The organism is Prochlorococcus sp. MIT 0603 (genome assembly GCF_000760215.1).
GTDB lineage: Bacteria > Cyanobacteriota > Cyanobacteriia > PCC-6307 > Cyanobiaceae > Prochlorococcus_E.
In genome coordinates, this window is record NZ_JNAW01000003.1 from 115,132 (window position 1) to 139,688 (window position 24,557).

Below are 24,557 nucleotides of genomic sequence, written 5' to 3' on the forward strand. Positions count from 1 at the left end.
AAAACATCAATTAGTGAAAGAATTATATATTAGGAAATATTGTTTTTGTATCAAGCAATAACCAGCCTAGAATCTTGTCTTTATAGAGCTGAAGGTATTCATTTGTCAATTTAAGGTTAGTTGATGATAAAGAACCCTTTTCAAATAAAAGTATTATACTTGAACATTTTTCAATATCATTCTTATCAAATGGGTCTATAAAAGTGATGCTATTATCAGCTTTAAACAAGCTATAAGTATTATTAGGCCCTTTAATCATGCTGTCATCTGAAATAGATGCTATGCCAATCAATCCCTTTGAGGAGGCTTTTATCTTGTTAGATTCTATTATATTAGAAATAATTCTATCATTTAATTCAATATTATTCTTGTAAATGGTTTGCATAAATCTGTATGGAATCTCGTTATTTAACTCATAAAAATAGTAAAGTATACCTGAGTTTTTTTCTCTTAATATTAGAATTAAGCCCAAAATAGTTATTGAAGATAAGAATGTAATAACTGTCTCAATACTTCTCTTTGGTGATACTCTATAGTCACTTAATGTCGGTTCTGAAATAAGATCCCATGGATCTTCCTGTCGTGCTTGTTCTAATAAAGCTATATCTAAATTAGTCTCAAGACTTTGCAAGAGAGCCTCATCTCGCAAAGCAATTCTTTTTAGCTCTCTAAATTCAGCAATTATTTTATTAGGCCTATCTAAAGAGACCCTTAGGCCTTCAACTCTACTCTTTAGCTCTTTTAAAACTGAAGAATTTGGTTTTAATTTTGAGGAAAGCTCCGCATAATCAGCTTCATATTGCTCTAGTAGTTTAAAGTGAGTTTTATATCTTCTCGCAGCTCCTGAACGTCCATTGTCACCAGCTCCAAAATTAGCTCCATAGGTTCCTAATCGGCCTTTTACTGCTGCCTTCTTACCTGACAAATCGTAAGTAACTATTCCTGGGCTTGGATCATCTGATCCAAATAATCCATCAGCATTCCCCAACCCATGTTGTATAGAAAAGCTATTGAAAGTTTTCATTGATTTACTTGACTTCTCTTTAGATTGCTTAACTTGTAACTTTAAATAATCAATTCCTTTATCTAACTTTTCCAATCGATCTTTCCTTGAATATGCTTGATACTTAGATGAGACCATTCTCAATGTTGATAATATCAATTGCTTATCAGTATCCTTATAATTTACAGTTAAAACTTTTGTGCCCTTTTTTAAATCTATAGATAAATGATCGTCAATCCATTGTTTATAAGTAGGGTTATATTTAGTAAGTCCTTGACTATACTTTTTAGTTTTAACGCTTTTGTAAACAGGTTTAAGAACAGAAGGGCTCTCTAAAATAACTACCTGGGTTTTCAAATCATCGGAAGTATAACCTTGGAGGCTAACTTGTAATCCATCAACTCTATTTACATCTGCTAATGACCCTGCTTGTTCAGCTGGTGTATCTCTTTGGATAATTATTTGGAAGCTTCCTTCCCATACAGGCTTCCTAATATAAGTAGAAATAATTACTCCAAAAGTAATAACAAATGAAACGGGTAATATAGTTGATCTATTTCTTTTCAGCCTTTTATATACTTTACTTAAATCAATATCATCTTTATCATAATCATTATTTAAATAACTTTGATTGTTTGAATTGTCCATTTTTATCATGATTAATAATTAGTCGAATATATTGTAAAGAGCATAGCCTCCAAGGACTGGTCTTGAGATTTCGCCAATAACCTCTGAAGCAGTTCCTAAAGCAGATTTTCTAACATTAATAACATCACCACTCATTAATATTGGGTTTTTAGCTGTATTAATGGGGGCCTTTGCATCATACCTGAATTGATTTCTCAATGTAGTTCCATCATCATTAAACCTTATAAACTCTATATTTCCAGTCATCAGTTTTTTCCCTCCACTTGAATATATAGCTTGTATAAGTCCTGATCCTTGTCTAATTTTTGATGCTCCAGCTCTTTCAACATTTCCAGTTATAAAAACAGTTATATATTCAGGGCTCAAATTGGTTTTATTTGCTTTAAGTATTTGATCTTTTAATACCTTTTCTGATCTGGAAATGATTATAGTATCTCCATCAAAAATTCTTATATTCTGAGATTGATCTCCATTTGTAAGAAGCTTCAATAAATTTATAGTTGTTTTAATTTTACCACCACCACTGCTCCTAGCATTGTTTCTTATAATTGAAATTTCTGAAAGGTTTGCATTTGGTGTGACACCGCTAGAAATCCTTATTGCATCAAATATTCGTGGTGCATAGTCTACACTCGCTATTGAACTGGCAGCTTGGTCAATTGTTTGAGCTTGAATCCTTTCCTCCTGACTGAAACCACCTAAAGAACTAGTAGGAGTTCCAAGATTTCCTGTATTACCTCCTTTAAAGGTATACAAGCCAGGTCTTTTGACCTCTCCTGAAATATAAACTCTCATAGGCCTGTATCTGACTACCTGTATTTCTATCTTTGGATCGATTATGAACTCATCATAACTTTGGAGCAATGCGTTTCTAAGCTCGTTAACTGTTAGCCCCTCGGCCTGCAAACTCCCAACTTCAGGAAGATACATTAGGCCATCGGGACCAACTGAATAACTAGCATTAAATTGAGGCAACCCAATAAATGATATAAACAATACATCGCCAGAACCAAGTATATATTGGGGCTTATCGATAAATAGCTTAGAATTATTTAAATCAGTATTGGCATCATTATTTGTATTTGCATAAAGAATTCCCCTTGAAGTAATACCAAGTAAAAGTACTAACAAAAGGGCTACTCGATTAAATAAAAGCAATTTTGAAAGCTTAATCATAAAAAAATAGTATTAATAAGATTAATCTGGGAGTACGTTTTCAAAACAATCAGCTTCAGGAACGAATATAACATATAGGATTTCTCTTGGGAGCACTTGTTCTTTTTTGCAAGTATTAGGAAAATTCTATATAAATTTTTGCGGCTACAAGCCAACGTTTTAATTTTATTAGAAAAGGCAGAAAAAGTACTGGAGTCCTTTACAACATTTATTTTGTAGTCTATTGCAGGAGCTTAAAATTGAGTTAATTAGTAACTTAGTTGGAATTGAAAAACAGTAAAGAATTAAATATAATTATACTAATCAAAGGCCTAAATGGCTGACTTGAAAAAGTTATTAACAGCTCACATCAAAAGACTTAAAGGCTTAAGATAAAGACTGTTTAACGTAATTTGGACATAATTTATTTTGAGTTTTTGAAAGATGGAACTTATCAAAATAAAAATCACTTGTCTTAATGATGTTTTATATAATGACCTCTTCTCTGGTCAGATGTAGTATATTCTATAGTAATTCGAAATCTATTTGACACATTAACAAGTGACAGTTAGTTCAAAATGGTCATCAAACCAAAGTGAATCTTTCTTTATAGTCACTTAAAAGCATCCTGGGGCCATAGCTCAGCTGGTAGAGCACCTGCATGGCATGCAGGGGGTCAGCGGTTCGAGTCCGCTTGGCTCCATAGAAATTTAAAGCTATGATTAGCTATTTGATTAGGCTAGTTAGAGAAGAATTGATTAGGCTTATTTTCGAGTTAAGTTCTAAGCTATTTTGATATAGTAATTACTCTAATAGCATTGGGAAATAGGAAGTATCAAAAGCCATAGTAATTGCCATGAGAATTAAAAGATATTTAAAATGTCTAGCATAGTATTACTAGTTATAGTTAAAATAAACAAATCATGTATATTGCTTATCGCTGAAGATCAATGTACTCTTCTATACTGCCGAATTGCAACTTAAATGAATCAAATAAAGCTTAATAAATGCAATTACTGGATTATCTGCTCAAGATCCGAAAGTCTACGTACATCGAATACTCCCACTAAATTAATCACTCTATTAATTAGACTAATTTTTGAAAGAAGTTTCGCAGAGTTATTTTACAATAGATAAAATCATGGATATACTAATAAAGTTATTAACAATTTATAAGCATTTCTTTTTTGCAGGAAATATTAAAAGGAATTTAAGACTCTGCTTCTATGCTTTTATATTGTTACCTTTTCAATCACTGCTAGAAGTCTACACAATTTCGTTATTAGCTTCAATATTAACAGGAAGTGCTTTGACAATATTGATAATACCAAAAATATTTTCTTTTGAATTTATCAACGTGGGCATTAATCTCTTAGTTAGTTCTATAACTTTGTATATTCTACGTTACAAGAATCTCTCAATACAACACATAGTATCAAGAGATGTAGTCATCAATATGCAAGTAAAAATATATGAAAAAATGGTAAGCAACGGGAAAGAACCTAATCATTTAGGGAAAGGAGATTCTGATAGTAATTCCTTAAATTTAGACAGCAATTTAAATAATGTATTGCAAAATGAATTATTTATATTCTATAGAGACATTTGCATTCCTACTCTAAGATTATTCTCAAACTTTATAATTCTCTTAGCTGTTGTATTTTATTGCATATACTCTTCAGGAATAATCTTCCTACCAATCTTCTCATCATCTTTGATTTATTACTTTATATACTACAGTTTAAAGGCAAGAAACACAATAAATACATCAAGTAATTTTATCAAAAGTCAATCTAATAATACTGGTATTATTAGATATATTTTCTCTAATATACAGAGTTTTATATACTCAAATATATCTACTAAATTAACAACGAAGAGCATTAGAGAGTTTAATAATCAGCTTAACAATTATTATATTTTGGGTAAAGGGGTTTTCTCTACTATATACCAACTAGAGCTTTTATTTATTTTTATAGTGATAATAGTTTTATTTTGGAGCAAAACGTTAAATTATTCATTAGGTGTTTCTTCAATTCTAGTTGCTCTAATTGGTCTTCAGAAGACATTCCGTACATCACAACAAATTGCAAATTCCTTCACTGTTTTCCTTAATAATTCCAAGACTATAGATAATATTTTTGAGCTTTTATTTAAAAGTCAGTTTGATAATCTTAAGACAAACTATTATACATCAAATCAATTTATAAGGTTCGATAAGAGAAAAAGTATATATACTCTTGAAGGCAGACTAAGCTTAGATTTCCTTAGTAAAAAGAAATCATTAGAAACGAGAATCTACCAAAGTGATTTTGGATTCAATTTTACATCTGATCAGCCTGTTCATATATCAGCTCCATCTGGTTTTGGGAAAACATTGATATTAAAGAGATTATTAAATTCACCTGTTAATGTATTGAATAGAGAATTAAAAGGCGAGACTAGATTAGTTAATCAAAAAAATATACTTCTTAAAGATATTGCCTTTTATTTACCTCAGTCTCAGCAATTACCACCTTTAGTTATTTCAGATTTCCTACCTGGGTTAGAAAAGAGTCACATTGATGATTTGTTGAATTTGTTTAAATTTCCCAGAAGTATTATTGAAAACTTTAGGATAAAAGATTACAACAAATTTTTAATAAACTCACTGTCATTAAGTGGTGGAGAGGTGCAAAGATTATGGATAATAAAAGCAATATCAGAAAAACCAAAAATTTTAATATTAGATGAGCCATTCTCAGCACTTAATTCTGAGATGATCCATGATATTTCTAAATTATTACCAACATTACTACCTCCATCAACAATAGTAATTATAACTTCCCATGTTAAACTGAGTGAGTGCTACAAGGTCATTAAACTTTAAATCTATTTTATTATTAATATGCTTAGTAACTGATAGAGGAGTATGAACAATTAGATATAAATCAGCTTTAATTTTCACCACATAAAACCCTTTTCTATTAGAATGCAGTTTCTATTAATTTCCTGAGATCCAGTTATTTCTTTCATGGTAAAAATAATTTCTTCTGTAGTTAGATTTACTAAGTCATTATAATTATACATTTCTATAAGTTTCTTTAATTTGGTTAAATCATCTGATGTATCTAAACAATATCTTAGACCCTTAGCTTGCCAATAATTAGGGCATGGAATACTCTCCCTACCACACAACTTTTCCAATGCAAATATAACATGTTCTTTATCATTTTTATTATTATCAAGTAAGGAATTAGCCTTTCTCAAATATTCTGAGGATATTACGCTTACAATTGTTCCATTAGGCCAATTGAGATCATAATAACAACTTCCGAAAACAATTTTATTTTTCATTACATAATCTATAGCGTAATTAATGACGTCATGTCCTACTAGAGGGTTATCTCCTGTAACCCTAACTATCCATTGAAATTCTTGTAATTTCCTTGAAATATCATCAAATCTAAGAAGGACATTATCCTCTTCTTCATTTGTGAAAGTTTCTATATCCAAACTATTGGCAATATTAATTATTTTTTGATTCGATAGAGTTGATCCAGTCGAAACAACTACTTTATCAAGGCTTTTTGATCTACTTACCCTATCAATACAAACCTCTAATGCTGTCTTGCCTTTAATTAGTTCAAAGATAGATTTCCCTGGAAGTCGTTTTGATGAATATCTTGCTTGAATTATACAAAGAATTTTCACCATATACTCCAGCCCCCATCAATAACCAATTCACTACCATTCATATAAGTATTACGCTTATCCAGTAGAAGCTCTACAGCAGGTAGAAGCTCCTCTAATTTCATCATTCTATTAATTGGAGTTAAAGAGGAGAATTTTTTAATGAACTCAGTTTCATGATTATTAAGTACTCCATGTGGAGCAATTGTATTTGTTCTGATTCCGAACTGAATCCAATTTGCTGCTAAGTATTTTGTCAGCATATGAACTCCACCTTTACTTGCTGAGTAGCAAGCAGGGTTACCCATACTATTGTTCTTATAAAGATTGGGGTTAGAAGATATTCGCCCATAAGTAGATCCAAAGTTTACTATAGAGATATCTGAAAACTCAGGTCTCCTATAATTCTTTATGCCCAAACACATATAATATAATCCATTCAAGTTAGCATCAATTACTGATTTCCATAATTCAATATCATCCTCACTTTCTTTTGATAAAAAGCCTTTTGGTTTATATTGATGACAATTTATTAAAGCTGTCAAATCAATCTCCTTCTTAGATATTCTTTCATAAAGTATTTCAACCTCTTTATCATTACTAATATCGACTGAGTTATAATAAAATCTTTCATCTTGTACAGAAGAGTAGTCTGAGATATCAACTCCTATAACAAACTCTTTCTTAGCCAATAATGATTTAACTAAGAAAGATCCAATAAGACCATTTGATCCAGTTACGATTATAGCCATTCTTTAATTCTTTTACAAAATCTTGCAATCACTATACCATCTGATCCTCTTGCTGTGATTTGCTTTCCTCCTTTTAATATTTCATCCCACATACTTTCATATGTGTTTGACCATGATTCAAAGTCTTCAAAATTATCTAAATTAAAAATATAAGGGATTTTATTATTGGTTTTAATAAGCTCTATAAACCTTTTTCTTATAGGAGAAACTAATGAAAGTGAAATAAATGCTTTAATTTCTGATTTACTATGGATTAGATTTATTTCAATACTGTCTTCTATTTTTGAGGACTTGGGGTTCAACAGCTCTTTCTTATTAAGAATAAACCAGTCATCCTGAGAAGTTTTTGTTATGTATAAAAGCAAATCTATTTCATGACAACTTATATTTAAAGCACCCCCATGATCAGGATCAATTACATAATTTGTTAGGGACCTCTCTCCATACCAATTAAAAGGATTATCATGGAAAAATAGTTTTATTGATTGTATTTCCGAATATGAATCTTCTATTATATCTTTGATTTTTTGAACATTTGGATTATATCTTACATTAAATAAAGTATAGAATTTTCTTTTTCTAAATTTATCAAGAATATTTATATCATATTCATTCCAACTTAATAAAGGTTTCTCTACAGCTATTAATGAATTATCTCTCGTTGCTATGTAGCTTATTTCAAGATCGACCTTGCGATTTTCAGGTGATCCTGCTATTACTGATAAGTCAAAATAATTATGATACTTTTTGGGTAGGAAATCCATATAAGATAAAAATATAAGGTTTTTAATTGTTCCATGATGTTTACGAGTTCGACTTAAATGAATGCAATGAATGCCTTTAGATTGAAGTATATTAGAGTGCCTTTGTGCTATAGAGCCTGTGCCTATTATTAAAGCTTTCATATAATTAAATTTATAACTAGTGACTTAAAACTTTTAATCACAATAAATCTTTATCTACTAACAAGATAATTATATACATCAAATCTATACATGACTAATCAAGCATATACTAATCATGACTTTTATCATAAGTTCGTTTTTGCTCATACTCAGATGTTAACGACATAGAATGTTGTCTATACCTATACAAGGGTAGAGGTAAATGTAGGGAGTTTATACCATTAGCATTTAATCTTGATGCAAATTCTCTCTCTTCTCCAATACGAAGAGATTCATATAAACCATGCCTAGCAAAAACACTTTTTCTAACTAATCTTGCGCATGCTATAGGTTTTTCGCAGGCATTAATCCTTGATGACTTTTGATCATTATCATCTACATACACATAATCTGAATATACAATGTCAATATCAGGTCTTAATTCTAATGCTACTGTAAGCGTTTGAATTGTTAAAGGGTGAATATAGTCATCTGAGTCTAATAGAAAAATATATCTACCTCTTGCCATTGATATTGCTTTATTACGAGCAAAGCCAACACCAACATTTAAAGTATTGGTTATAATCTTTATCAACTTATTATCACTGTACAGAAAACCTAGTATTTCATTAGTTGAATCTGTAGATGCATCATCGCAAACCACAACTTCATAGTTAATTTCTGTTTCTTGCATAATACAAGAATTAATACATGCCTCTATATATGACTGCGAATTGTAAGCAGGTATTACTATTGAAACGTGTGGATGCATATTTTTCATTATTCTATAACTTCCATTGATAAAGAATCACCCTTAATCAGATCTACAATTGTACTCTTACCAAGAACATTATCGATATGTATTGGTAATAAAGAGTTTGTAGGTCTAAGAATAGCTATGTGGTGGCCCTCTAATCTAGTTCCTGCTGGAATTGCTTTAGCTGCATATAGGCCTCGACGAGCATGTAATCTGGCCATCTCTTGACTCTTTAAATCAGGAATTCCCTCTCCAAGCAACTTAATTAATTTCTTTTCCCTTATTCTTAACTCTAATAAATCTTCTGCTGTCATTGCGTGGTAATGGTCATTTCCTGCCTTTATTCGTGAGGTAGTAAAATGCTTTTCTATAAATACTGCTCCCGAAGTAATAGCAGCCAAAATACAGTCAAAGCCTTCAGGTACTGGAACGTGGCAAGAATAACCAATACTAATATTCTGATCGGCAAAATGATCCTTTAGAGTTGATACCATTGAAATATTTGCATTATCAATTTCACATGGATAGTTAAGAACACAATGAAGTACCGTTAAATGTATCTTTGTATTTTTTATTATATGATTAACTGTGTAATCTATTTCATCAATTGTACTTGCACCTGTAGATAAAACTATAGGTTTATTTTTTTCTATTATATGATCTATTAAAGGCAAATTTGTAATATCTGATGAGCTGATCTTATGAAAAGGTACATAAGGGTCAAAGGTATCAATTAAATCTGGATCAAAGCAGGTAACAACAAAGTCCAAGTGATATTTTTTACATGCTTCAATCAAAGGTTTGTAAAAGTCAAGATCATTTTGCTCAAGTCGTTTAAATAAAGAGTATTGAGTTCTTTCTGACTCTTTATCTGTATCCCAATAAGCTGGAGAATGTTGTGCTGCTAATTTATCTGCTTCATAACATTGAAATTTGACACCACTTGCTCCTGCAATGGAAGCGGTCTTAATCATCTCCAGAGCCAGGTCTAATGACCCTCCATGATTAACTCCAATCTCAGCTAGCATATAAGCAGGTTTCATACAAGTGATATCTAGCATTAATCAATTTACATTAAAATAGTGTATTTGATCAATTGAGTTGTTTAATAGTTACAGACGTAAGAACTTTATTCTAAAAATATAAAAGTGATCCCTTAGTAAACATCTGGTTAGTTGTAAAGAGAATATTACTTAGTTGAGTATAAAATTCTAATCAAGATAGAGAGTGAAAATGTTAAATGATATCTCTAAATGTTCCTTGTATAATATCTTCTATAGTTATTAATATCTTTCTTATAAAATGTTTAGAAAATACATTAGGACGTTTGGTTATATATATAATTAATTTTTCTGGTATGCTTAGTATTCTAGATAGTCTAGAGACTGGCAATGTGATTGAATGCACTTTGTAAATACCATCAACCCTTTCAAAGCCATCTAGAGGATCAAAATAACTCATCAAATAATTAGCAAAGATAATTGCATTTTTGGAATCTAATATTTTAATTTTATTTAATTTACGATTATTAGCTTTTAGGAAATCGATGCAATCTATAGCAGAATTAAAGTTATATCCTATGTTAAGTGGAGAGTATGGAGAAGGTCCTATTTGAATTAATAATTTTTTCCAATAGGAGGCCTCAAGGGAGATCGAAGACGCAAATGTAATGACTGCATCTGCTTTGTCAAGTAAAGCATAAGAGTCAATAACACTATCAGGATCATGTACTGTAACATTATCTCTTTTTGGAAGACTTCTTATTGATTGCAATGAAGAAGTTCTCACTCCTATTTGATTAGGATGGATTCTTATTACTATCTCAAAGTCTTCTGAAGGAAGGTTTGTAATTAACTTAAAGATTTCCTTTGACTGTAATACTTTCCTTTGACTGATACCCCAATCATTGCCTAAAAATCTATATTCGTCATCAGAAGAAGTATAGATTACAATTAATTGCTTTGATTTATTTAATTTTCCATAAAAACCTAACTGCTGCTTATCAGTATAAGAAGTTTCAAATGTGCTTTTCTGATTTCGTCTATCATTAAAATATTTTATAGCTACTTTGGTAGATTGTTCAGGATTTTTATAAAAGAGTAGATTAGCTCGCTTTATAGCCTCATGTGCATTATGTAAGTCTATGTTTTTATTTATATAGGGTCTATATTGCTGTCTGACATCATAAACACTAAAGTCTATTCCAGAATTTCTTGCTGCTTCCTTAGCTGCTTTACCACAAGAGTATCGACCATTAAAGATATATAACTCTTTTATATCATAAATTCTAATTATTTCCTTTATGGACTTATAGGTCTTTATAGATGCAATATGTAATCGCTTTAGAATAAATTTCCAAATACAACTTAAATCTGATATAGATTCAGCTCTAGTATGCGAGGCGACACTAGACATAGCTCCCAAGAAAAGACTGTTAGGTGTATATGTTATATCTTTAGGTTTAAACTCAGATAAATAAATATATTTTATGCCTGAAATATTGCAAATCCTAGTAGCTCTTAACCTGCAAAAATAACAAGTAGCTGGCAAGCCTGTTGGGTTGATGCTACAACCACCAAATTTACCATCACATATAATTCCAAGAATAGATGATTTATTGCTTATCTTTTGTAAATTTATAATATGAGCAAGATGTAGTTCTGCTACAGGTGAAAAGTTAGCTAAGCTTAGGAAGACAGCATATTCATATTTATCCATCTACAAGTGATTTATATTGTGATTGAACTCAACTTTAAAAGGGATACAAAAAAAGAGTATCACGGATTTGATTAAATACTCTTTTAAAATAGCATAAGATAAGGGAAAGTACAATCAACAAAAATGCTAGATAAACCTCTTATTACTTTGATTATAAAGAAATATAATGATCAACGGATTAAAATTTAAACTAGAATGTTCTTAAAATAGAAACTATAGAAAGTGAAAATGATTCCTCAGAATATGGCTTTGCTATTAATGAAGAGTAATTAGACATTTTGTTTAGCTCTATATCCGTAAGATTCTCGAATCTAAACATAACATCAACAATTTCATTCAAATCACTTTCATTAAAAATAAATCCATTTACACCATTAACTAGAAGGTCTGATGAAGATCCAACATTTTCAGACAAAGCAAGAAGCATTCCTGAAGAGGCTGCCTCAACAGCAACAGTTCCCCAGTGTTCTATTCTACTTGGCAAAATAAGAGTGTAATGTGATCTATAAAGCATAGATAATTTTTCTGGTTGGAGGAAATCTTCTTCAGAGATAGAATTGGATTTAGGTATCTCATAATTACCACTGCCAACAATCTTTAGAGACCATTCACCTCCTAGTTCCTTATATCTAATAAATGATTTAATAAGCATATCAATACCTTTTCTATGTATTTTTTGACCTACGAATAAAAAAGTCTTTTTTCTTTTAATTTTTGAATTAATATCTAATATATTAGGAAAATATTTAGATGAATAACCATAATATCCCCCATAGATTTTACTTGAATCAACACCAAATAATCTCAAAAGATTTCTTGCCTTTTCACCAGGAACTAAATATAAGTCTGCAATTTTAGAAATATAGAATCTAAAGTAAACAGAGCCAATTAATTGTCTTGGTGTATATCTTAGGTTATTATCTACCATCATCACAACTTTAGTTCCTAAGGGTTTTAATTTCTTAGCCAATGCAAGCCATACATTATGAGACCATCCTGTAATAATAAGAAGCTTTATCTTGCTTAGGTTGTCTCCAAGATATTGAATAGGGTCTTCATTTTCTTTTAGATATATAGGTGGATACTTTAAGTTAGAGAATCCTTGATATGGTACATTAGGTTTATCTGAAAAGACAGTTACTTCCAGACCGCAATCAAAAAGTGATTCTATTCTTGTAGCACAAACAGGGTATCCTTCCCAATATATGACGATCATATCTAAAACTCAATCTTATATTTATATAATACAAAGTCTGAATTACATATACTCATACAACTATTAGATTCTTCTAAGCATAATAAATGATGCTTTCTATTTACTCTTAGTAAATCACTTGAATATAGACTTGCCATTCTTTTATTATATTTTTTGAACTATAACGCAAGTGAAAGATTTTTCCTTCGTCTCTCATCTAAGCTATAGTTTGAATTCATTGATAGAGATAGATATTCTATCAATAACAATTTTGAATTTACATTATCATGATTACTCAAAGCAAATACTCTTAAGAATTAAATTGAAATGAAGTTTAATACTAATTATATACTGTTGAATGTAATATTTTTCATCTGTGATTTATCTAAAAGCATGCCAAATTAGCTATTAGTAAAAAACAAACCTTCCTATATTCTAAATTTAATGCAAATTAGATATAACTGAAATGGTCATAAGTCTAGTTAAAAGGAATCATGCTCCAATTTGCGATAAAGTTGTAGTAACGAATAATTTTTAGTTCTGAAAGCATTCCATTGTGACTAAATTAGTTAAAAACCTAGTGACTGGAGGAGCAGGTTTTTTAGGCTCTCACTTAATAGATCGATTAATGGAAGCTGGGGAAGAGGTCATTTGTCTTGACAACTTCTTTACAGGTCGTAAGGAAAATATTATTCAATGGATTCACAACCCTAGATTTGAATTGATTAGGCATGATGTAACCAAGCCAATCCAACTTGAAGTAGATAAAATTTGGCACTTAGCTTGTCCTGCTTCTCCTGTTAGCTATCAATACAATCCAATAAAGACTTCTAAGACAAATTTTCTAGGTACATATAATATGCTTGGCTTAGCTCGTCGTGTAAAAGCTCGTTTTTTATTAGCCTCTACTAGTGAAATATATGGTAATCCAGAGGTTCACCCTCAACCAGAGACTTATAAAGGTGCTGTAAATACAATTGGCTTAAGAAGTTGTTACGATGAAGGCAAAAGGATAGCAGAAACTCTTACATATGACTATTACAGAATGCATGGAATAGATATTCGTATTGCTCGCATCTTCAATACGTATGGTCCAAGAATGGATCAATCAGATGGGAGAGTAATTAGTAATTTTGTAGTTCAAGGGTTAAAAAACAATCCTATTACCATTTATGGTGATGGTAGTCAGACAAGATCATTTTGTTATGTTGATGACTTAATCAAAGGTCTTATAAAATTAATGGGATGCAATCATACTGGTCCAATAAATCTAGGGAACACCGAGGAATTTACTATTAAACAACTAGCTGAAATGATCAGATCAAAAATAGATGGGAATATTAAACTAGTAAATAAAAGTCTGCCGGAAGAAGACCCTCTACAAAGACAGCCAATAATATCTCTTGCTAAAAAAGAGCTTGACTGGGAACCATTGATTTCCATCGATGATGGTTTAGATAGGACTATTAATTACTTCAAGTCTCAACTAATGATTTAAGATGATTGGCTTAAGATAAATTAGTATGTTTTAAATTGTCTCCTTAAAACTTTTTAAATATAGTCTAGATATTGATATTTCAATGATTTGAATATTTTATTAAAGTTTTTGATCGACTCTGTTCCATTCTGGGACAAGCTTTGATAATAAATCCAAGGTTTTAATCACGTTTCTTTCTTTTAATAATTCCCTTAGTATTTCAACCTCTTTCCACAATTTTTCATATGGTATTGATTTTTCTTTAGCTTTATAAATAAGTTTATGTTGGGTTGGGATAGGTTTTGCATCAATAAGTAATTCTTCATAAAGCTTTTCTCCAGGTCGTAAGCCTGTGGAAATTATTTCAATGTCCCCATTCGGATTATCATTATCTAAAACACTAAGGCCACTTAATCTAATCATTTGTTTTGCCAAATCTATAATGCGAACTGGCTCTCCCATATCTAGTAAAAACACATCCCCTCCTTGAGCAAGCACTGATGCTTGAATTACTAGCTGTGCCGCTTCTGGAATAGTCATAAAGTATCGGACCATATTTTCATGTGTGATTGTTAAAGGTCCTCCCTCTTTAATCTGCTTAAGAAATAAAGGTACTACTGAACCAGAGGAACCTAAAACATTGCCAAACCGTACCATTGCATAACAAGTTTTAGATTCAATTGAAGTCTTACTTTTATTATTTATATCATCACTCTGTTGAGCTGCTGCTTGCATTATGAGCTCTGCTAGCCTTTTAGATGCTCCCATTATATTTGTTGGTCTTATAGCCTTATCGGTTGAAATCAAGATCATCTTCTTTACCGAAAATTCTGATACTATTTCACAAAGAATATAGGTTGAAATAACATTATTTATTATTCCTTCGATTGGGTTTTCCTCTACAATTGGAACATGTTTATAAGCTGCTGAATGATAGACAATATCTATATTGTAAGTATTGAATATTTTTCTTAAAAGTGTTTCATCTTTAGCATCACCTAAAAGAGATATTATTTGAATCTGATTATTAATTGACTTTTTCAGCTCTTGCGTAACAGCATAAAGGTTAGGTTCACTTATATCTAAAAGTATTAGCTTAGATGGCTTAAGATCTAATATTTGACGACATAGTTCACTACCTATAGAGCCACCTGCTCCTGTAACAAATACGATGGAAGAAGTTATCCCTGGACCAAGTAAAGAAGGGTCAGCAGGAACAGAATTTCGACATAGTATGTCATCTATAGAAATAGGTTTAAGATCTTCAATTTTAGTTCTCCCAGATATAAGGTCATCTATTGAGGGGATCTGAAATATTGGTAGTTCATATTTTTGTATATTGTTGAATATCTCCATTCTCTTTGCTCGGCTTAAGGAAGGCATAGCTATTAATATTTGGTCAATATTGTCAACAAAAGAGGGAATTAAATCTGGTGATTTTATAGGTTTGCCATATAACCTTCTCTGCCAAAGAGTTGGATCATCATCTATGAAATTTTTAACGATATGTGTGTTGCCAATCTCTAACGAAATAGCTAGTTGAGCACCTGCCGATCCAGCTCCGTAAATTGATACTCGTGGAAGCTTAGAATTAGATGAAGAATTTGTAAATCTAAGTATATCTCTGAAAAATAATCTAGATATAGAGGTCGCTGAAGTTAACACTATCCAAAAGAGGAACCATGTATTAAATGAAGGTATAGATAATCGAAATATTATCCCATAGAGATATGTTAAAACAAGGAATGAGAGATTTCTAAATGCCAAGAAATATATAACAAAACTACTAAAATATCTTGTTAAACTTTGATATCTAGCTGTAAAAGTATAAATTAATATGGCTGAAAGAGGAACTGCATAAAACATCCATCCATATGCATGTGCAATTTTGGATTTATACAAAAGCAGTCCTGATGGAAGGCCTAAAAGAGGTATGTCTAGCCTAAGGTAAAGACATAAAAAAATGATAAATGGTATTAGTAAAAAATCTGATGCTAATAGCAAAGTTAATTTAGTCCTTGGCTTAAGCTTTAAAAGCGCTTGAAAGAAAGAAGTATATTTGCTTATTATAGTCATTCAGATAGAAACTATATAGAGCTTATAAATATAATTACAAATATAGCAAATATATAATATATTTCAAGATATATTTATCTAGAGATAATTATAGTTTTCTAAGAATAGCTATATTGAATGGAATCGCAAAGTACTTTTCTAAAGTTAATCCGGCTACAATTACATAGATCAATGAAAGGAAAAGCCCATTTACATCGAATAAGAAGTAAAGGAGTGAGCATATAAAAGTAGAAATTATGTAAAGAGTCGATACAAAGGCATGACTCATACCAGCCTGATGAAGCCTTTGATAGAGATGTACTTTATGAGGAGAAAAAATAGGTTGCTTTGCTATATAGCGCCTTAACACACAAGTAAATGCATCTAGTAGTAATGGGGATGCCATGGTTAGAGCAAAGATTGAAAGCTGTGGTGTTGGGAGATGGAAAATCAATGTTGATAACAAAGCTCCTAAGAATAGGCTTCCAATGTCTCCCATAAACAATGCTGCTGGTTGCCAATTGAAAAGAAGGAATGCAAATATGGAGCCACAGATAGGTATAAGCACCGGGAAAGATATAAAAGAAATTGAAAGCAATATTACAAACATAGATCCTGCAAGCAATCCATCTATTCCATCCATAAAATTAATAAAGTTAATTACTGATGTCGAAAATAACAAAGAAATTATAATAGTAATTAGGTAAGGGATATCAAGATCTAATAAATAGATCTGAAATGGTGAGTTATTAATAATAAAATATGAGGTTAAGAGTTGGATTAAATATTTGTGAAATGGTTTTAAGTGATACTTATCATCAAAAAGACCTGCGATAGCTATCGGTAAAAGAATTAAAGTATTTAAAGATGAAAATATAGTAGAGGTTAATAGAGATAAGGTTACAAATACAATGCCTCCAGCAGATGGCTTAGGCAAAACATGTGAGCTTCTGTTATTGGGTATATCTATGAAGTTAGATGTAAGTACTGGAATAATTAGAGATATACAAATATAAGAGATAATAAAAGATAAAATAAAATATATAATCTTTAATATATAAGTTTCTAAATAAAACATCGATAAAAGTCAGTATTGTATGATACTAGTATATATAAGTAACATTGTAGCTTATATGGAATTCAAATACTTTTGAAGTGCTACGTCTTTAGCTAAATATTTATTATAATAATTCTTACCATTTTGACCATATTTTACTAATTTCTCTGGTTGTCTTGCGTAATATAATAGGAATTCAGAAATTTTTGATATATTATAATTTTGAAAAGAAAAACCTGCCTCAGCTTGTTCTAAATAATAACTTATATCAGAAGGCGGTCCAATATATAAGACAGGTATACCCCTAGACATATAACCAAATAATTTACTTGGAACTACTAAGCCTGAAAAACTTTGTTTTAGGCTAACTAGTCCTAATGTTGATAATGATAAAGATTTTGGCAGCATTTCCATTTGAACCAAAGGCATTATATAAACAATATTATGTAATTTGGAATTATTTACTCTAACTTTTATCTGATCTGCTTTCGTTGAATTAGTAAAGATAAGTACTTTGATATTTGACAGAGATAAAGATACATACTCAACTGCTTCTAAAAAAGATTCCAACTCATGAGAATTCCCGATATTACCTGAATAGACGATATTAAATGTACCATATAGTTTATATTTTTGAACAAAGGGATTTTTTTCGGGATCTATATCTTCTATAGGACCTGTAGACCAATTACTAATAATATCTATATTTGTACTTTTGACTCCTTTTATCATGAGTCTTTTAGACATATATGGTCCCAATGAATAAACAGTTTGAGCTCGCGAATAAGAGGCGTTAAAGATTATTTGGGTTAGAGGTTGTATTATTTTTGTCCACCTATTGTTGAAAGTTGCGTTGAAAACCTCTGGATAAAGATCCATTGCAATTATTTTATATGGAATGTTCCTGAGACTGGCTGCTAAGGCTGTTACTAAGATCAAAAATGGTGGATTAGTTTGAATTAAAAATAGAGAAGGCTTATTAGAGCTGAGAAAATATATAAGAACTGATAATGAAAAGTAAATATCGTTAAATAATCTATGGAAATAGTTCCTGGGTTTAAATATTATAGGGTTTACTCTCTTGATAGGTATTCCTTTAAATGAAGGTGGTCTTCCAGAAATTATTGTAGATGAGTTTTGATAGCTGACTGATGAACAAATAACATTAATATTATAACCATTTTGATTAAGGTGATTGACTATATCTCTGGACAACTGAGCTCCAGACCAATCCTCTGGATAAAAATACTGTTCTGCAAAGTAGATATTAGGTTTGGTATTCAATTTAAGTTATAAGCTTAATTTAGATTATATAGCAAATATTAGATGAATTATGAATTTCTTATTATTTTTTATCCAAAATAATATAAGGATAGTTTGTTAATTATAAATAGTATTGACAATGTATCATTATTAAAACTGGATTATGATGTCAAATAAAATTCTTGTGTATTCTATCCCAATGCATTGTTTCTAAACACTTAATACAATTTCCACAACAATTAAAGTTTTTAATATTATCTCGGTCGATTATATATTCTGTCAGTGAGTTTTTAGGAAACCATTTAGGGTAAGGGTGGAAGAGGCCATAATGTGAACCAGGTAAAAAGATTGTTATACGAGATCCTAAGTAAACTGTTAAATGAGCAGGGAATGAATCTGATGCAATGATATGATTAGAAGAAGTTATAAGATTTACTAAATCAGTTAAACTTGCATAGTGGTTAGCATAAGAATCTATACGTTTATCTGATTCATAATAAGATACCATGATTCTATTATTGGATGAGTTTAGAGTAATTATTTCGTCTATAATTGATTGTGGTATTTCTTTATTTGGGCCTGTTTTGGAGGCAACTCCTACAGAAGGTAGAACAAGGATATCATTATAAGCTTTATCTTTTGATCTTGCTAGATATGAATTGTGAACATTGAAAATTATATTATCTCGTATTAATTGTGGATCAATCCTAAAATAATTGGATGATGTTGAAATTAATATGTCCAAAACATGGGTTGATTTTTTCGATTCATTAAGGAAAAATTTAGTATCTGAAGAATTCGCTTTAAGTTTACGGGAACCAATTAGTGACAGGAAAATATATTGTACTGCTAGATATACAAACTTTAAATTAATGGGTGCTTTTGTCCTGAGAGGCCTCCAGTATCTATAGAAGGTTATATTGTACTTAAATTTATATTTTATTAAATCTATTAAAGGGAAAAATGATCGTTCTAATGGGCTCAACTCAAATACAGGTTTTTCTACTGGATCGTTTGTAGTTATAATATTGATATTGGTTTTAAGTAGTTTCTGTATTTGTCTAGCTATTGAATAGTAATGTGGTTGCACTATAAGCATAAATTCCAAGTCATGTCGAATATTATCAATGGACGCTAGTACTATGGTATCTAAAAATATATCGCCAACTTGTCTCTGAGATAAAATATATATTTTGCTGGTAGAGGTCATTCTATTTATCTAAAGATTTACATATTTCATTAATAAGTATTCTATGAACTGTATCAATTACAAAATTGTTGTTACTAACAACATTGAAAATATTTGTTTGGTTTAGAGTTAGTTTAGATTTTCCAGCAAATTGAAATACGTTATCTATACAAAGGTTACTTTTAAGGTGATCTAGTGTATTTTTGATTTTTATATCATCTTCTTGGTAGCTGATAGCGATTATGACATCATTTGGACCTGTTAAATTTTCTATATCATGTAAATCATTTGAATCCTCTATAAATGTTTTAATATTCAATATGTTATTAGTCTTATGTCTAAAAGAGGTAAGACTATTTAGCTGTTGATAAAAATCCCTAGAAGTATTATTACCAAAGGTTATAATACGAGAATTATTTGACATGGCTAATCTAATTTTCTGACTAATAGTATTTGTATAGTTCAGAATACTTTGACGACTTTCTTTAATTGCTGCTATAAGTGAATCTATATCTTTAGTAATGTGATTTTCTTGATAATTTTTTTGGATGATTTGATTAGCTATCTTAGTAGAGCTAAAACCGTCCTTTAAAGGAAATATTCTGATATCTTTTACAAGATCAAAACCTACTACATCATTCTTGTTATAATCGCCTCCTTTTACTATTATATCTGGTTGTAAAGTTTGTATAAGGTGATATGGAGTCTGTTCATTAAATAACAATACTTCATCTGCTATTTGCAATGATTGTAAAAACCCCTTCCTTATTTTTTCATCCAGGAAGGGACGGTGAGTGCCTTTATTAAGTTTAACTGATAAGTCACTATTAATTCCTATTATTAATATATCTCCTATAGATTTACAATATAATAATAATTCTATATGTCCTTGATGAACAATATCGAAACATCCGTTTGTAAAAACCTTTATTTGTTTCATGATTTTTCCAAGTCTTTGTTATTTGCTACATAAGCTCCGAAATGAGAAACAGCTATCCCAGCTAGCTTATTTGCAAATTGCAATGATTCATCTATGTTCTTTCCTTTATCAATTGAATGTGTTAGCCCTGCTAAAAAAGTATCGCCTGCTCCAGTAACATCGTAAACTTCTTTTGAATTAGCTAGTATATGTTTAGATTGATTATCAATTAGGGCAACGCATCCTTCACTACCAAATGTAATGCATGGGTAGTATATATTCAACTCTTCTTTTAAGCGTAAAAGAATATCTTTGTAATTAAATATAGTAACTTCCTCTCTTAAATATTCTGATACTTCTCGGTTATTAGGAGTCATCAAATATGAATTACTGTATAAATGAAAGTTTTTTGGATGAGGGTCTACTATATAGCGTATTTTATTCAATGAAGCTCTTTCGGAGATATAGTGTACGACTTCTTGGTCTATTGAACCCTTGTTATAATCTGATAGTACCAATATATCATCTATTTTAATTTTTTCTATTATATCGTAAATCTTATTTATTGTTTCTATTGATAATTTAAATTTTCTTTCATAATCAGTTCGGAGTAATTGTTGACTTGAAGAAATATATCTTGTTTTTATAGGTGTCGAAACTGATGTATCTTCTATTAAATGGAATAGAAGGTTTGGGTATTTATTTGATAGTCCTAAGAAATATTTACTATTTAAGTCATTGGGGTTGTATGGATAAATGTAATTAACATGTGACCCTAAGCCTAATATATTTTCCAAAAGGTTCATGGAACCGCCATTCCGTTGATATTCTTTTGATATCTGTAATATTGGGATAGGGGCTTCTGGAGATATCCTATGACATTGGCCAATGATATACTTGTCGAGTATTGGATCTCCTAATACATAGATAGACATTTTAAAAGCTATAATATGAAGGTTTTTTATAAAAGTAGAAATCTACTATATTTGAGATTTTTATAGTTTGCTCATAAAAAATAATTTTAGAGCCTTTCTTCAAAATTTGATGAAGCATCTAATATAAATTTAACTTTTAACCATCTCTATTATACCAAAAGTGAAATTTCTAGCAAAAAACTCCTTATGGAAATAAAAGATGCTATTTCTTCTTGTATATAATCTTTTGCTTTTAAGAGCTAAAGGGTTCATTATCAATGGTTTATAACTAATTTATAACGATAATCTTACATTAAAGAAAAAGAAATATATCTACCATGAAACGATTGTTAGGTAATATTTTATATCATATATAATTGATTATAGATCGCAACTAAAGCTATTAATGGCAAAAATCATTGTGACTGGTTCTAACGGATTTCTAGGCAAATCCTTATGTGAATATCTTTCTGAAATACATGAAGTCATTGGTGTTAGGAGAAATGCTTATAAATATCATGATGGTTTTAAGGAAATTTCTTATTCGGATTTATTTAATTCTACAGCTAATGATTGCCAACTAAATAATTGCACACATATAATTCATGCTGCTGGTCTGGCCCATAAAGAATACTCGAATAACATATATCATATATTTAATATGTATAGAAGTAATGTTACCTTAACTAGAAAATTAGCTATTACAACTAAAAGGCTAGGTATAAAAAACTTTATCTTCATAAGTACAATTGCTATTCATGGTGATAATACAGATCACGTTGATTCTATAAATGAATCTTCTGCTATAAGAGCAAATGGTCCATACGCTAGATCGAAGTTATTAGCTGAGGCATGTCTAAATAGAATATTAGACGATAAATCTTCAGCATTAACAATAGTTCGACCATCTCTTGTCTATGGTAAAAATGCCCCTGGAAATATTAAAAAAATGGTAGGTATTATTGACTTGGGATTACCATTACCAATAATGAATTTTAACAACAAAAGATCATTTCTTTCTATAGGTAATTTTACTTCTTGTATAGACTCTATTATTAAGAGTAAAAAGTTTGGTAATTACACTTATGTTTTATCAGATAATGAATCTATATCTCCAAAAGAATTCATCGCTAATATATGTAAGGTAAGAAATAGTAAGAATTCTTTTTTCAAGTTGAACTATATACTTATGAAGATTGCGCAAATGATCCCATTTATAGGGGGAGCCTTCAAAAAGTTATCAGTAAATTTTATTATTGACAATTCATATGTTAAAAAGTCTTTAGATTGGTGCCCTCCTTTTACATTGGCTGAGGCAATTAATAATGAATTCAGTGAAGTATAGATATAATTTATTTTTTAGTTATCATTACCTAGTACAAGTTCATCTAAAGCTCTACATAATAAATGAAGGAAAAAGATATGGCTTTCCTGAATAGAGGCAGTAGTAGTCCATGGAAAATCAATAATAATGCCGTCACTATGTTGTATGGTATTAAGATCTGATGTTAGAAGAATCCAATCTATTGAATTTTCTGATGCATATTCTATAACTTTTAATATATTTCTACTAGTGCCACTTGTTGATATTCCAACTACCAAGTCATCCTTGCGACTAAGTGCTTTAAATTCTCTTAGGAATATATCCTCATAACAATAGTCATTACCTGAAGCTGTAACAACTGATTGATTTGCTCCCAAGGCATAAGCAGAGAAAGGTTTTCTTTCTCTCTTGTAACGCACAACTAATTCTGCTATAAAATGCTGAGAATCAGAGAATGATCCACCATTACCACAAGAAAAAATATTCTTCCCCTTGATTATTTTAGAGTATATTAAATCAATAGATTGCTTAAATAAAACAGAGAAATTATCACTCTTTACAAAATCAAGTGTTTGTATATGATCTGAATATGAAAAGTCGATTAATTTATTATCTATCATGCTACAAAATATTTATATTATTCTCAGCCCATCTATATGTTAACTCTAATGATTGAGTAAAGTCTGATTTTATTTCCCATCCTAAGTCTTCCAAAGCTTTTGAGCAATCCAATGACAAGGCAGTAGGTATATCAGGTTTTGATATATCATTAAAGATATCTAAGTCTTTCCCACTTAATCTTATTATTAATTCGGCCAGTTTATTAATTGAGATAGATTCTCCCATACCACAGTTATAGAGTCCAAAAGAATCAGTTTGATTAGAGTATGACTTTTCTATAAATGATATTAAATCTTTTATATATATAAAATCTCTTCTAGCCTTACCTGTTCCCCAAACATTCAATTCACCTTTTTGTGGTGAATTAATTACTTTTCTTATAGTAGCACCAAGAACATGGCTTTTATTTAAATCAAATTTATCGTAAGGTCCAAATACATTAGAATGTCTAATTACTGTTGTTTTCATACCAAGATTTGAATAAAACTTGCACATCTTCTCAATATATATTTTAGTGTTTCCAACTCCAAAATAAGTAGGGTTTATTTGAGTAGATTCATCCCAATCCTCTTCCTTTTGTTTTTCTAATGATGCAAGCATAACAGTACAGCTAGGAAAGATAAAATGCTTGACATGAGATTCAAAAGATTCTCTAAGCAAATGAGAATTCATTACGGCATTATCTGTTACATGTAAATATGGTCTATTTTTTATATCATTAGCGCCCGAAGTAGTGGCTGCAAATTGAAGGAAGAGATCAGTATTATTAATATATTCTTTTAATGATCCTGCTAATCTTAAATCAGTATTAACCCATCGGACATTGTTATTGAATCCGTCTAAAGGTGGTCTCTTGAAATTTATTGCAATAATTTCATTTCTTTGATCTCTCGAAAAGTGTTCTAATAAATTCCTACCAATAAAGCCTGTAGCACCACAAATAATAATTTTCAT

General features: G+C 30.3%; 20 protein-coding genes, 1 tRNA gene and 1 pseudogene. 4 read left to right on the forward strand and 18 right to left on the reverse strand.

Annotated elements, in window-relative coordinates; all coding sequences use genetic code 11:
- Positions 1-22: 22 nt before the first annotated feature.
- Both EV07_RS06625 and EV07_RS06630 read right to left on the reverse strand, forming a co-directional pair.
- The gene (locus tag EV07_RS06625; RefSeq protein WP_036918647.1) at positions 23-1,651 is read right to left on the reverse strand and encodes a Wzz/FepE/Etk N-terminal domain-containing protein; all 1,629 of its coding nucleotides are present in this window, start codon (positions 1,649-1,651) and stop codon (positions 23-25) included.
- 18 nt (positions 1,652-1,669) lie between these two features.
- Positions 1,670-2,827 carry a polysaccharide biosynthesis/export family protein gene (locus EV07_RS06630; protein ID WP_052043759.1) on the reverse strand — a complete coding sequence of 386 codons (1,158 nt, stop codon included), beginning with the start codon at positions 2,825-2,827 and terminating at the stop codon, positions 1,670-1,672.
- A gap of 609 nt (positions 2,828-3,436) precedes the next feature.
- On the opposite strand from EV07_RS06630, the gene EV07_RS06635 reads away from it, so the two are divergent.
- Both EV07_RS06635 and EV07_RS09265 read left to right on the forward strand, forming a co-directional pair.
- A tRNA-Ala gene (locus EV07_RS06635) sits at positions 3,437-3,509 on the forward strand.
- A gap of 777 nt (positions 3,510-4,286) precedes the next feature.
- The gene (locus EV07_RS09265; RefSeq protein WP_193742766.1) at positions 4,287-5,675 is read left to right on the forward strand and encodes an ATP-binding cassette domain-containing protein; all 1,389 of its coding nucleotides are present in this window, start codon (positions 4,287-4,289) and stop codon (positions 5,673-5,675) included.
- A 74-nt stretch (positions 5,676-5,749) separates the two neighbouring features.
- Here EV07_RS09265 and EV07_RS06645 read toward each other — a convergent pair whose 3' ends face one another.
- The 7 genes from EV07_RS06645 to EV07_RS06675 form a co-directional block, all read right to left on the reverse strand.
- On the reverse strand, positions 5,750-6,502 hold the full coding sequence (locus EV07_RS06645; RefSeq protein ID WP_036918649.1) for a cytidylyltransferase domain-containing protein: 753 nt from the start codon (positions 6,500-6,502) through the stop codon (positions 5,750-5,752).
- On the reverse strand, positions 6,496-7,230 hold the full coding sequence (locus EV07_RS06650; protein ID WP_036918651.1) for an SDR family oxidoreductase: 735 nt from the start codon (positions 7,228-7,230) through the stop codon (positions 6,496-6,498). Before EV07_RS06650 ends, EV07_RS06645 begins: the two co-directional genes overlap by 7 nt.
- The gene (locus tag EV07_RS06655) at positions 7,221-8,135 is read right to left on the reverse strand and encodes a hypothetical protein (protein ID WP_036918653.1); all 915 of its coding nucleotides are present in this window, start codon (positions 8,133-8,135) and stop codon (positions 7,221-7,223) included. Before EV07_RS06655 ends, EV07_RS06650 begins: the two co-directional genes overlap by 10 nt.
- Before the next feature lie 109 nt (positions 8,136-8,244).
- On the reverse strand, positions 8,245-8,895 hold the full coding sequence (locus tag EV07_RS06660; RefSeq protein WP_072013338.1) for a glycosyltransferase family 2 protein: 651 nt from the start codon (positions 8,893-8,895) through the stop codon (positions 8,245-8,247).
- On the reverse strand, positions 8,895-9,914 hold the full coding sequence (locus tag EV07_RS06665) for an N-acetylneuraminate synthase family protein (protein WP_052043757.1): 1,020 nt from the start codon (positions 9,912-9,914) through the stop codon (positions 8,895-8,897). Before EV07_RS06665 ends, EV07_RS06660 begins: the two co-directional genes overlap by 1 nt.
- Positions 9,915-10,107: 193 nt before the next feature.
- Entirely contained in the window at positions 10,108-11,589 is a 1,482-nt protein-coding gene (locus EV07_RS06670) for a hypothetical protein (protein WP_036918659.1), read from the reverse strand.
- Between the two features lie 190 nt (positions 11,590-11,779).
- Complete coding sequence (locus EV07_RS06675) at positions 11,780-12,805, reverse strand: glycosyltransferase family 4 protein (protein WP_036918661.1); 1,026 nt, start codon at positions 12,803-12,805, stop codon at positions 11,780-11,782.
- A gap of 532 nt (positions 12,806-13,337) precedes the next feature.
- Between EV07_RS06675 and EV07_RS06680 the strand changes: the two genes are divergently transcribed.
- Positions 13,338-14,282, forward strand: a complete 945-nt coding sequence (locus tag EV07_RS06680; protein WP_413293954.1) for a UDP-glucuronic acid decarboxylase family protein — start codon at positions 13,338-13,340, stop codon at positions 14,280-14,282.
- 99 nt (positions 14,283-14,381) lie between these two features.
- Here the strand turns inward: EV07_RS06680 and EV07_RS06685 are convergent, their stop codons facing one another.
- The 7 genes and pseudogenes from EV07_RS06685 to EV07_RS06710 all read right to left on the reverse strand — a co-directional run bounded on the left by EV07_RS06685 (position 14,382) and on the right by EV07_RS06710 (position 21,679).
- Positions 14,382-16,265 (reverse strand): polysaccharide biosynthesis protein, encoded by a 1,884-nt coding sequence (locus EV07_RS06685; RefSeq protein ID WP_241434018.1) that lies wholly within the window; start codon positions 16,263-16,265, stop codon positions 14,382-14,384.
- 160 nt (positions 16,266-16,425) lie between these two features.
- On the reverse strand, positions 16,426-16,722 hold the full coding sequence (locus tag EV07_RS10065) for a hypothetical protein (protein ID WP_241434019.1): 297 nt from the start codon (positions 16,720-16,722) through the stop codon (positions 16,426-16,428).
- A 102-nt stretch (positions 16,723-16,824) separates the two neighbouring features.
- Positions 16,825-17,253 (reverse strand): annotated as a pseudogene (locus EV07_RS10200) (hypothetical protein); the annotation flags it as partial.
- Positions 17,254-17,445: 192 nt separating this feature from the next.
- Positions 17,446-18,657 (reverse strand): glycosyltransferase family 4 protein, encoded by a 1,212-nt coding sequence (locus EV07_RS06695; protein ID WP_036918669.1) that lies wholly within the window; start codon positions 18,655-18,657, stop codon positions 17,446-17,448.
- Between the two features lie 148 nt (positions 18,658-18,805).
- Positions 18,806-19,846: a hypothetical protein gene (locus EV07_RS06700; protein WP_036918671.1), complete on the reverse strand. Its 1,041-nt coding sequence runs from the start codon at positions 19,844-19,846 to the stop codon at positions 18,806-18,808.
- Position 19,847: 1 nt separating this feature from the next.
- Positions 19,848-20,765 carry an adenylyltransferase/cytidyltransferase family protein gene (locus EV07_RS09270; RefSeq protein ID WP_052043755.1) on the reverse strand — a complete coding sequence of 306 codons (918 nt, stop codon included), beginning with the start codon at positions 20,763-20,765 and terminating at the stop codon, positions 19,848-19,850.
- Positions 20,762-21,679 carry a PfkB family carbohydrate kinase gene (locus EV07_RS06710; RefSeq protein WP_036918673.1) on the reverse strand — a complete coding sequence of 306 codons (918 nt, stop codon included), beginning with the start codon at positions 21,677-21,679 and terminating at the stop codon, positions 20,762-20,764. Before EV07_RS06710 ends, EV07_RS09270 begins: the two co-directional genes overlap by 4 nt.
- A gap of 385 nt (positions 21,680-22,064) precedes the next feature.
- Between EV07_RS06710 and EV07_RS06715 the strand changes: the two genes are divergently transcribed.
- Positions 22,065-23,003, forward strand: coding sequence for an NAD-dependent epimerase/dehydratase family protein (locus tag EV07_RS06715; RefSeq protein ID WP_036918676.1), 939 nt, complete (start codon positions 22,065-22,067; stop codon positions 23,001-23,003).
- 14 nt (positions 23,004-23,017) lie between these two features.
- Here EV07_RS06715 and EV07_RS06720 read toward each other — a convergent pair whose 3' ends face one another.
- Complete coding sequence (locus tag EV07_RS06720) at positions 23,018-23,602, reverse strand: D-sedoheptulose-7-phosphate isomerase (protein ID WP_052043754.1); 585 nt, start codon at positions 23,600-23,602, stop codon at positions 23,018-23,020.
- A 1-nt stretch (position 23,603) separates the two neighbouring features.
- Positions 23,604-24,557: an NAD-dependent epimerase/dehydratase family protein gene (locus EV07_RS06725; protein WP_036918677.1), complete on the reverse strand. Its 954-nt coding sequence runs from the start codon at positions 24,555-24,557 to the stop codon at positions 23,604-23,606.

What these genes read in the sequence shown, in the direction of transcription:
- EV07_RS10065 (WP_241434019.1), bottom strand. Translation starts at nt 16,722, where the DNA reads ATGGCATCCCCATTACTACTAGATGCATTTACTTGTGTGTTAAGGCGC.
- EV07_RS06625 (WP_036918647.1), bottom strand. Translation starts at nt 1,651, where the DNA reads ATGGACAATTCAAACAATCAAAGTTATTTAAATAATGATTATGATAAA.
- EV07_RS06710 (WP_036918673.1), bottom strand. Translation starts at nt 21,679, where the DNA reads ATGTCTATCTATGTATTAGGAGATCCAATACTCGACAAGTATATCATT.
- EV07_RS06660 (WP_072013338.1), bottom strand. Translation starts at nt 8,895, where the DNA reads ATGAAAAATATGCATCCACACGTTTCAATAGTAATACCTGCTTACAAT.
- EV07_RS06725 (WP_036918677.1), bottom strand. Translation starts at nt 24,557, where the DNA reads ATGAAAATTATTATTTGTGGTGCTACAGGCTTTATTGGTAGGAATTTA.
- EV07_RS06655 (WP_036918653.1), bottom strand. Translation starts at nt 8,135, where the DNA reads ATGAAAGCTTTAATAATAGGCACAGGCTCTATAGCACAAAGGCACTCT.
- EV07_RS06645 (WP_036918649.1), bottom strand. Translation starts at nt 6,502, where the DNA reads ATGGTGAAAATTCTTTGTATAATTCAAGCAAGATATTCATCAAAACGA.
- EV07_RS06675 (WP_036918661.1), bottom strand. Translation starts at nt 12,805, where the DNA reads ATGATCGTCATATATTGGGAAGGATACCCTGTTTGTGCTACAAGAATA.
- EV07_RS06630 (WP_052043759.1), bottom strand. Translation starts at nt 2,827, where the DNA reads ATGATTAAGCTTTCAAAATTGCTTTTATTTAATCGAGTAGCCCTTTTG.
- EV07_RS06720 (WP_052043754.1), bottom strand. Translation starts at nt 23,602, where the DNA reads ATGATAGATAATAAATTAATCGACTTTTCATATTCAGATCATATACAA.
- EV07_RS06670 (WP_036918659.1), bottom strand. Translation starts at nt 11,589, where the DNA reads ATGGATAAATATGAATATGCTGTCTTCCTAAGCTTAGCTAACTTTTCA.
- EV07_RS09270 (WP_052043755.1), bottom strand. Translation starts at nt 20,765, where the DNA reads ATGAAACAAATAAAGGTTTTTACAAACGGATGTTTCGATATTGTTCAT.
- EV07_RS06650 (WP_036918651.1), bottom strand. Translation starts at nt 7,230, where the DNA reads ATGGCTATAATCGTAACTGGATCAAATGGTCTTATTGGATCTTTCTTA.
- EV07_RS06700 (WP_036918671.1), bottom strand. Translation starts at nt 19,846, where the DNA reads ATGACCTCTACCAGCAAAATATATATTTTATCTCAGAGACAAGTTGGC.
- EV07_RS06715 (WP_036918676.1), top strand. Translation starts at nt 22,065, where the DNA reads ATGGCAAAAATCATTGTGACTGGTTCTAACGGATTTCTAGGCAAATCC.
- EV07_RS09265 (WP_193742766.1), top strand. Translation starts at nt 4,287, where the DNA reads ATGGTAAGCAACGGGAAAGAACCTAATCATTTAGGGAAAGGAGATTCT.
- EV07_RS06665 (WP_052043757.1), bottom strand. Translation starts at nt 9,914, where the DNA reads ATGAAACCTGCTTATATGCTAGCTGAGATTGGAGTTAATCATGGAGGG.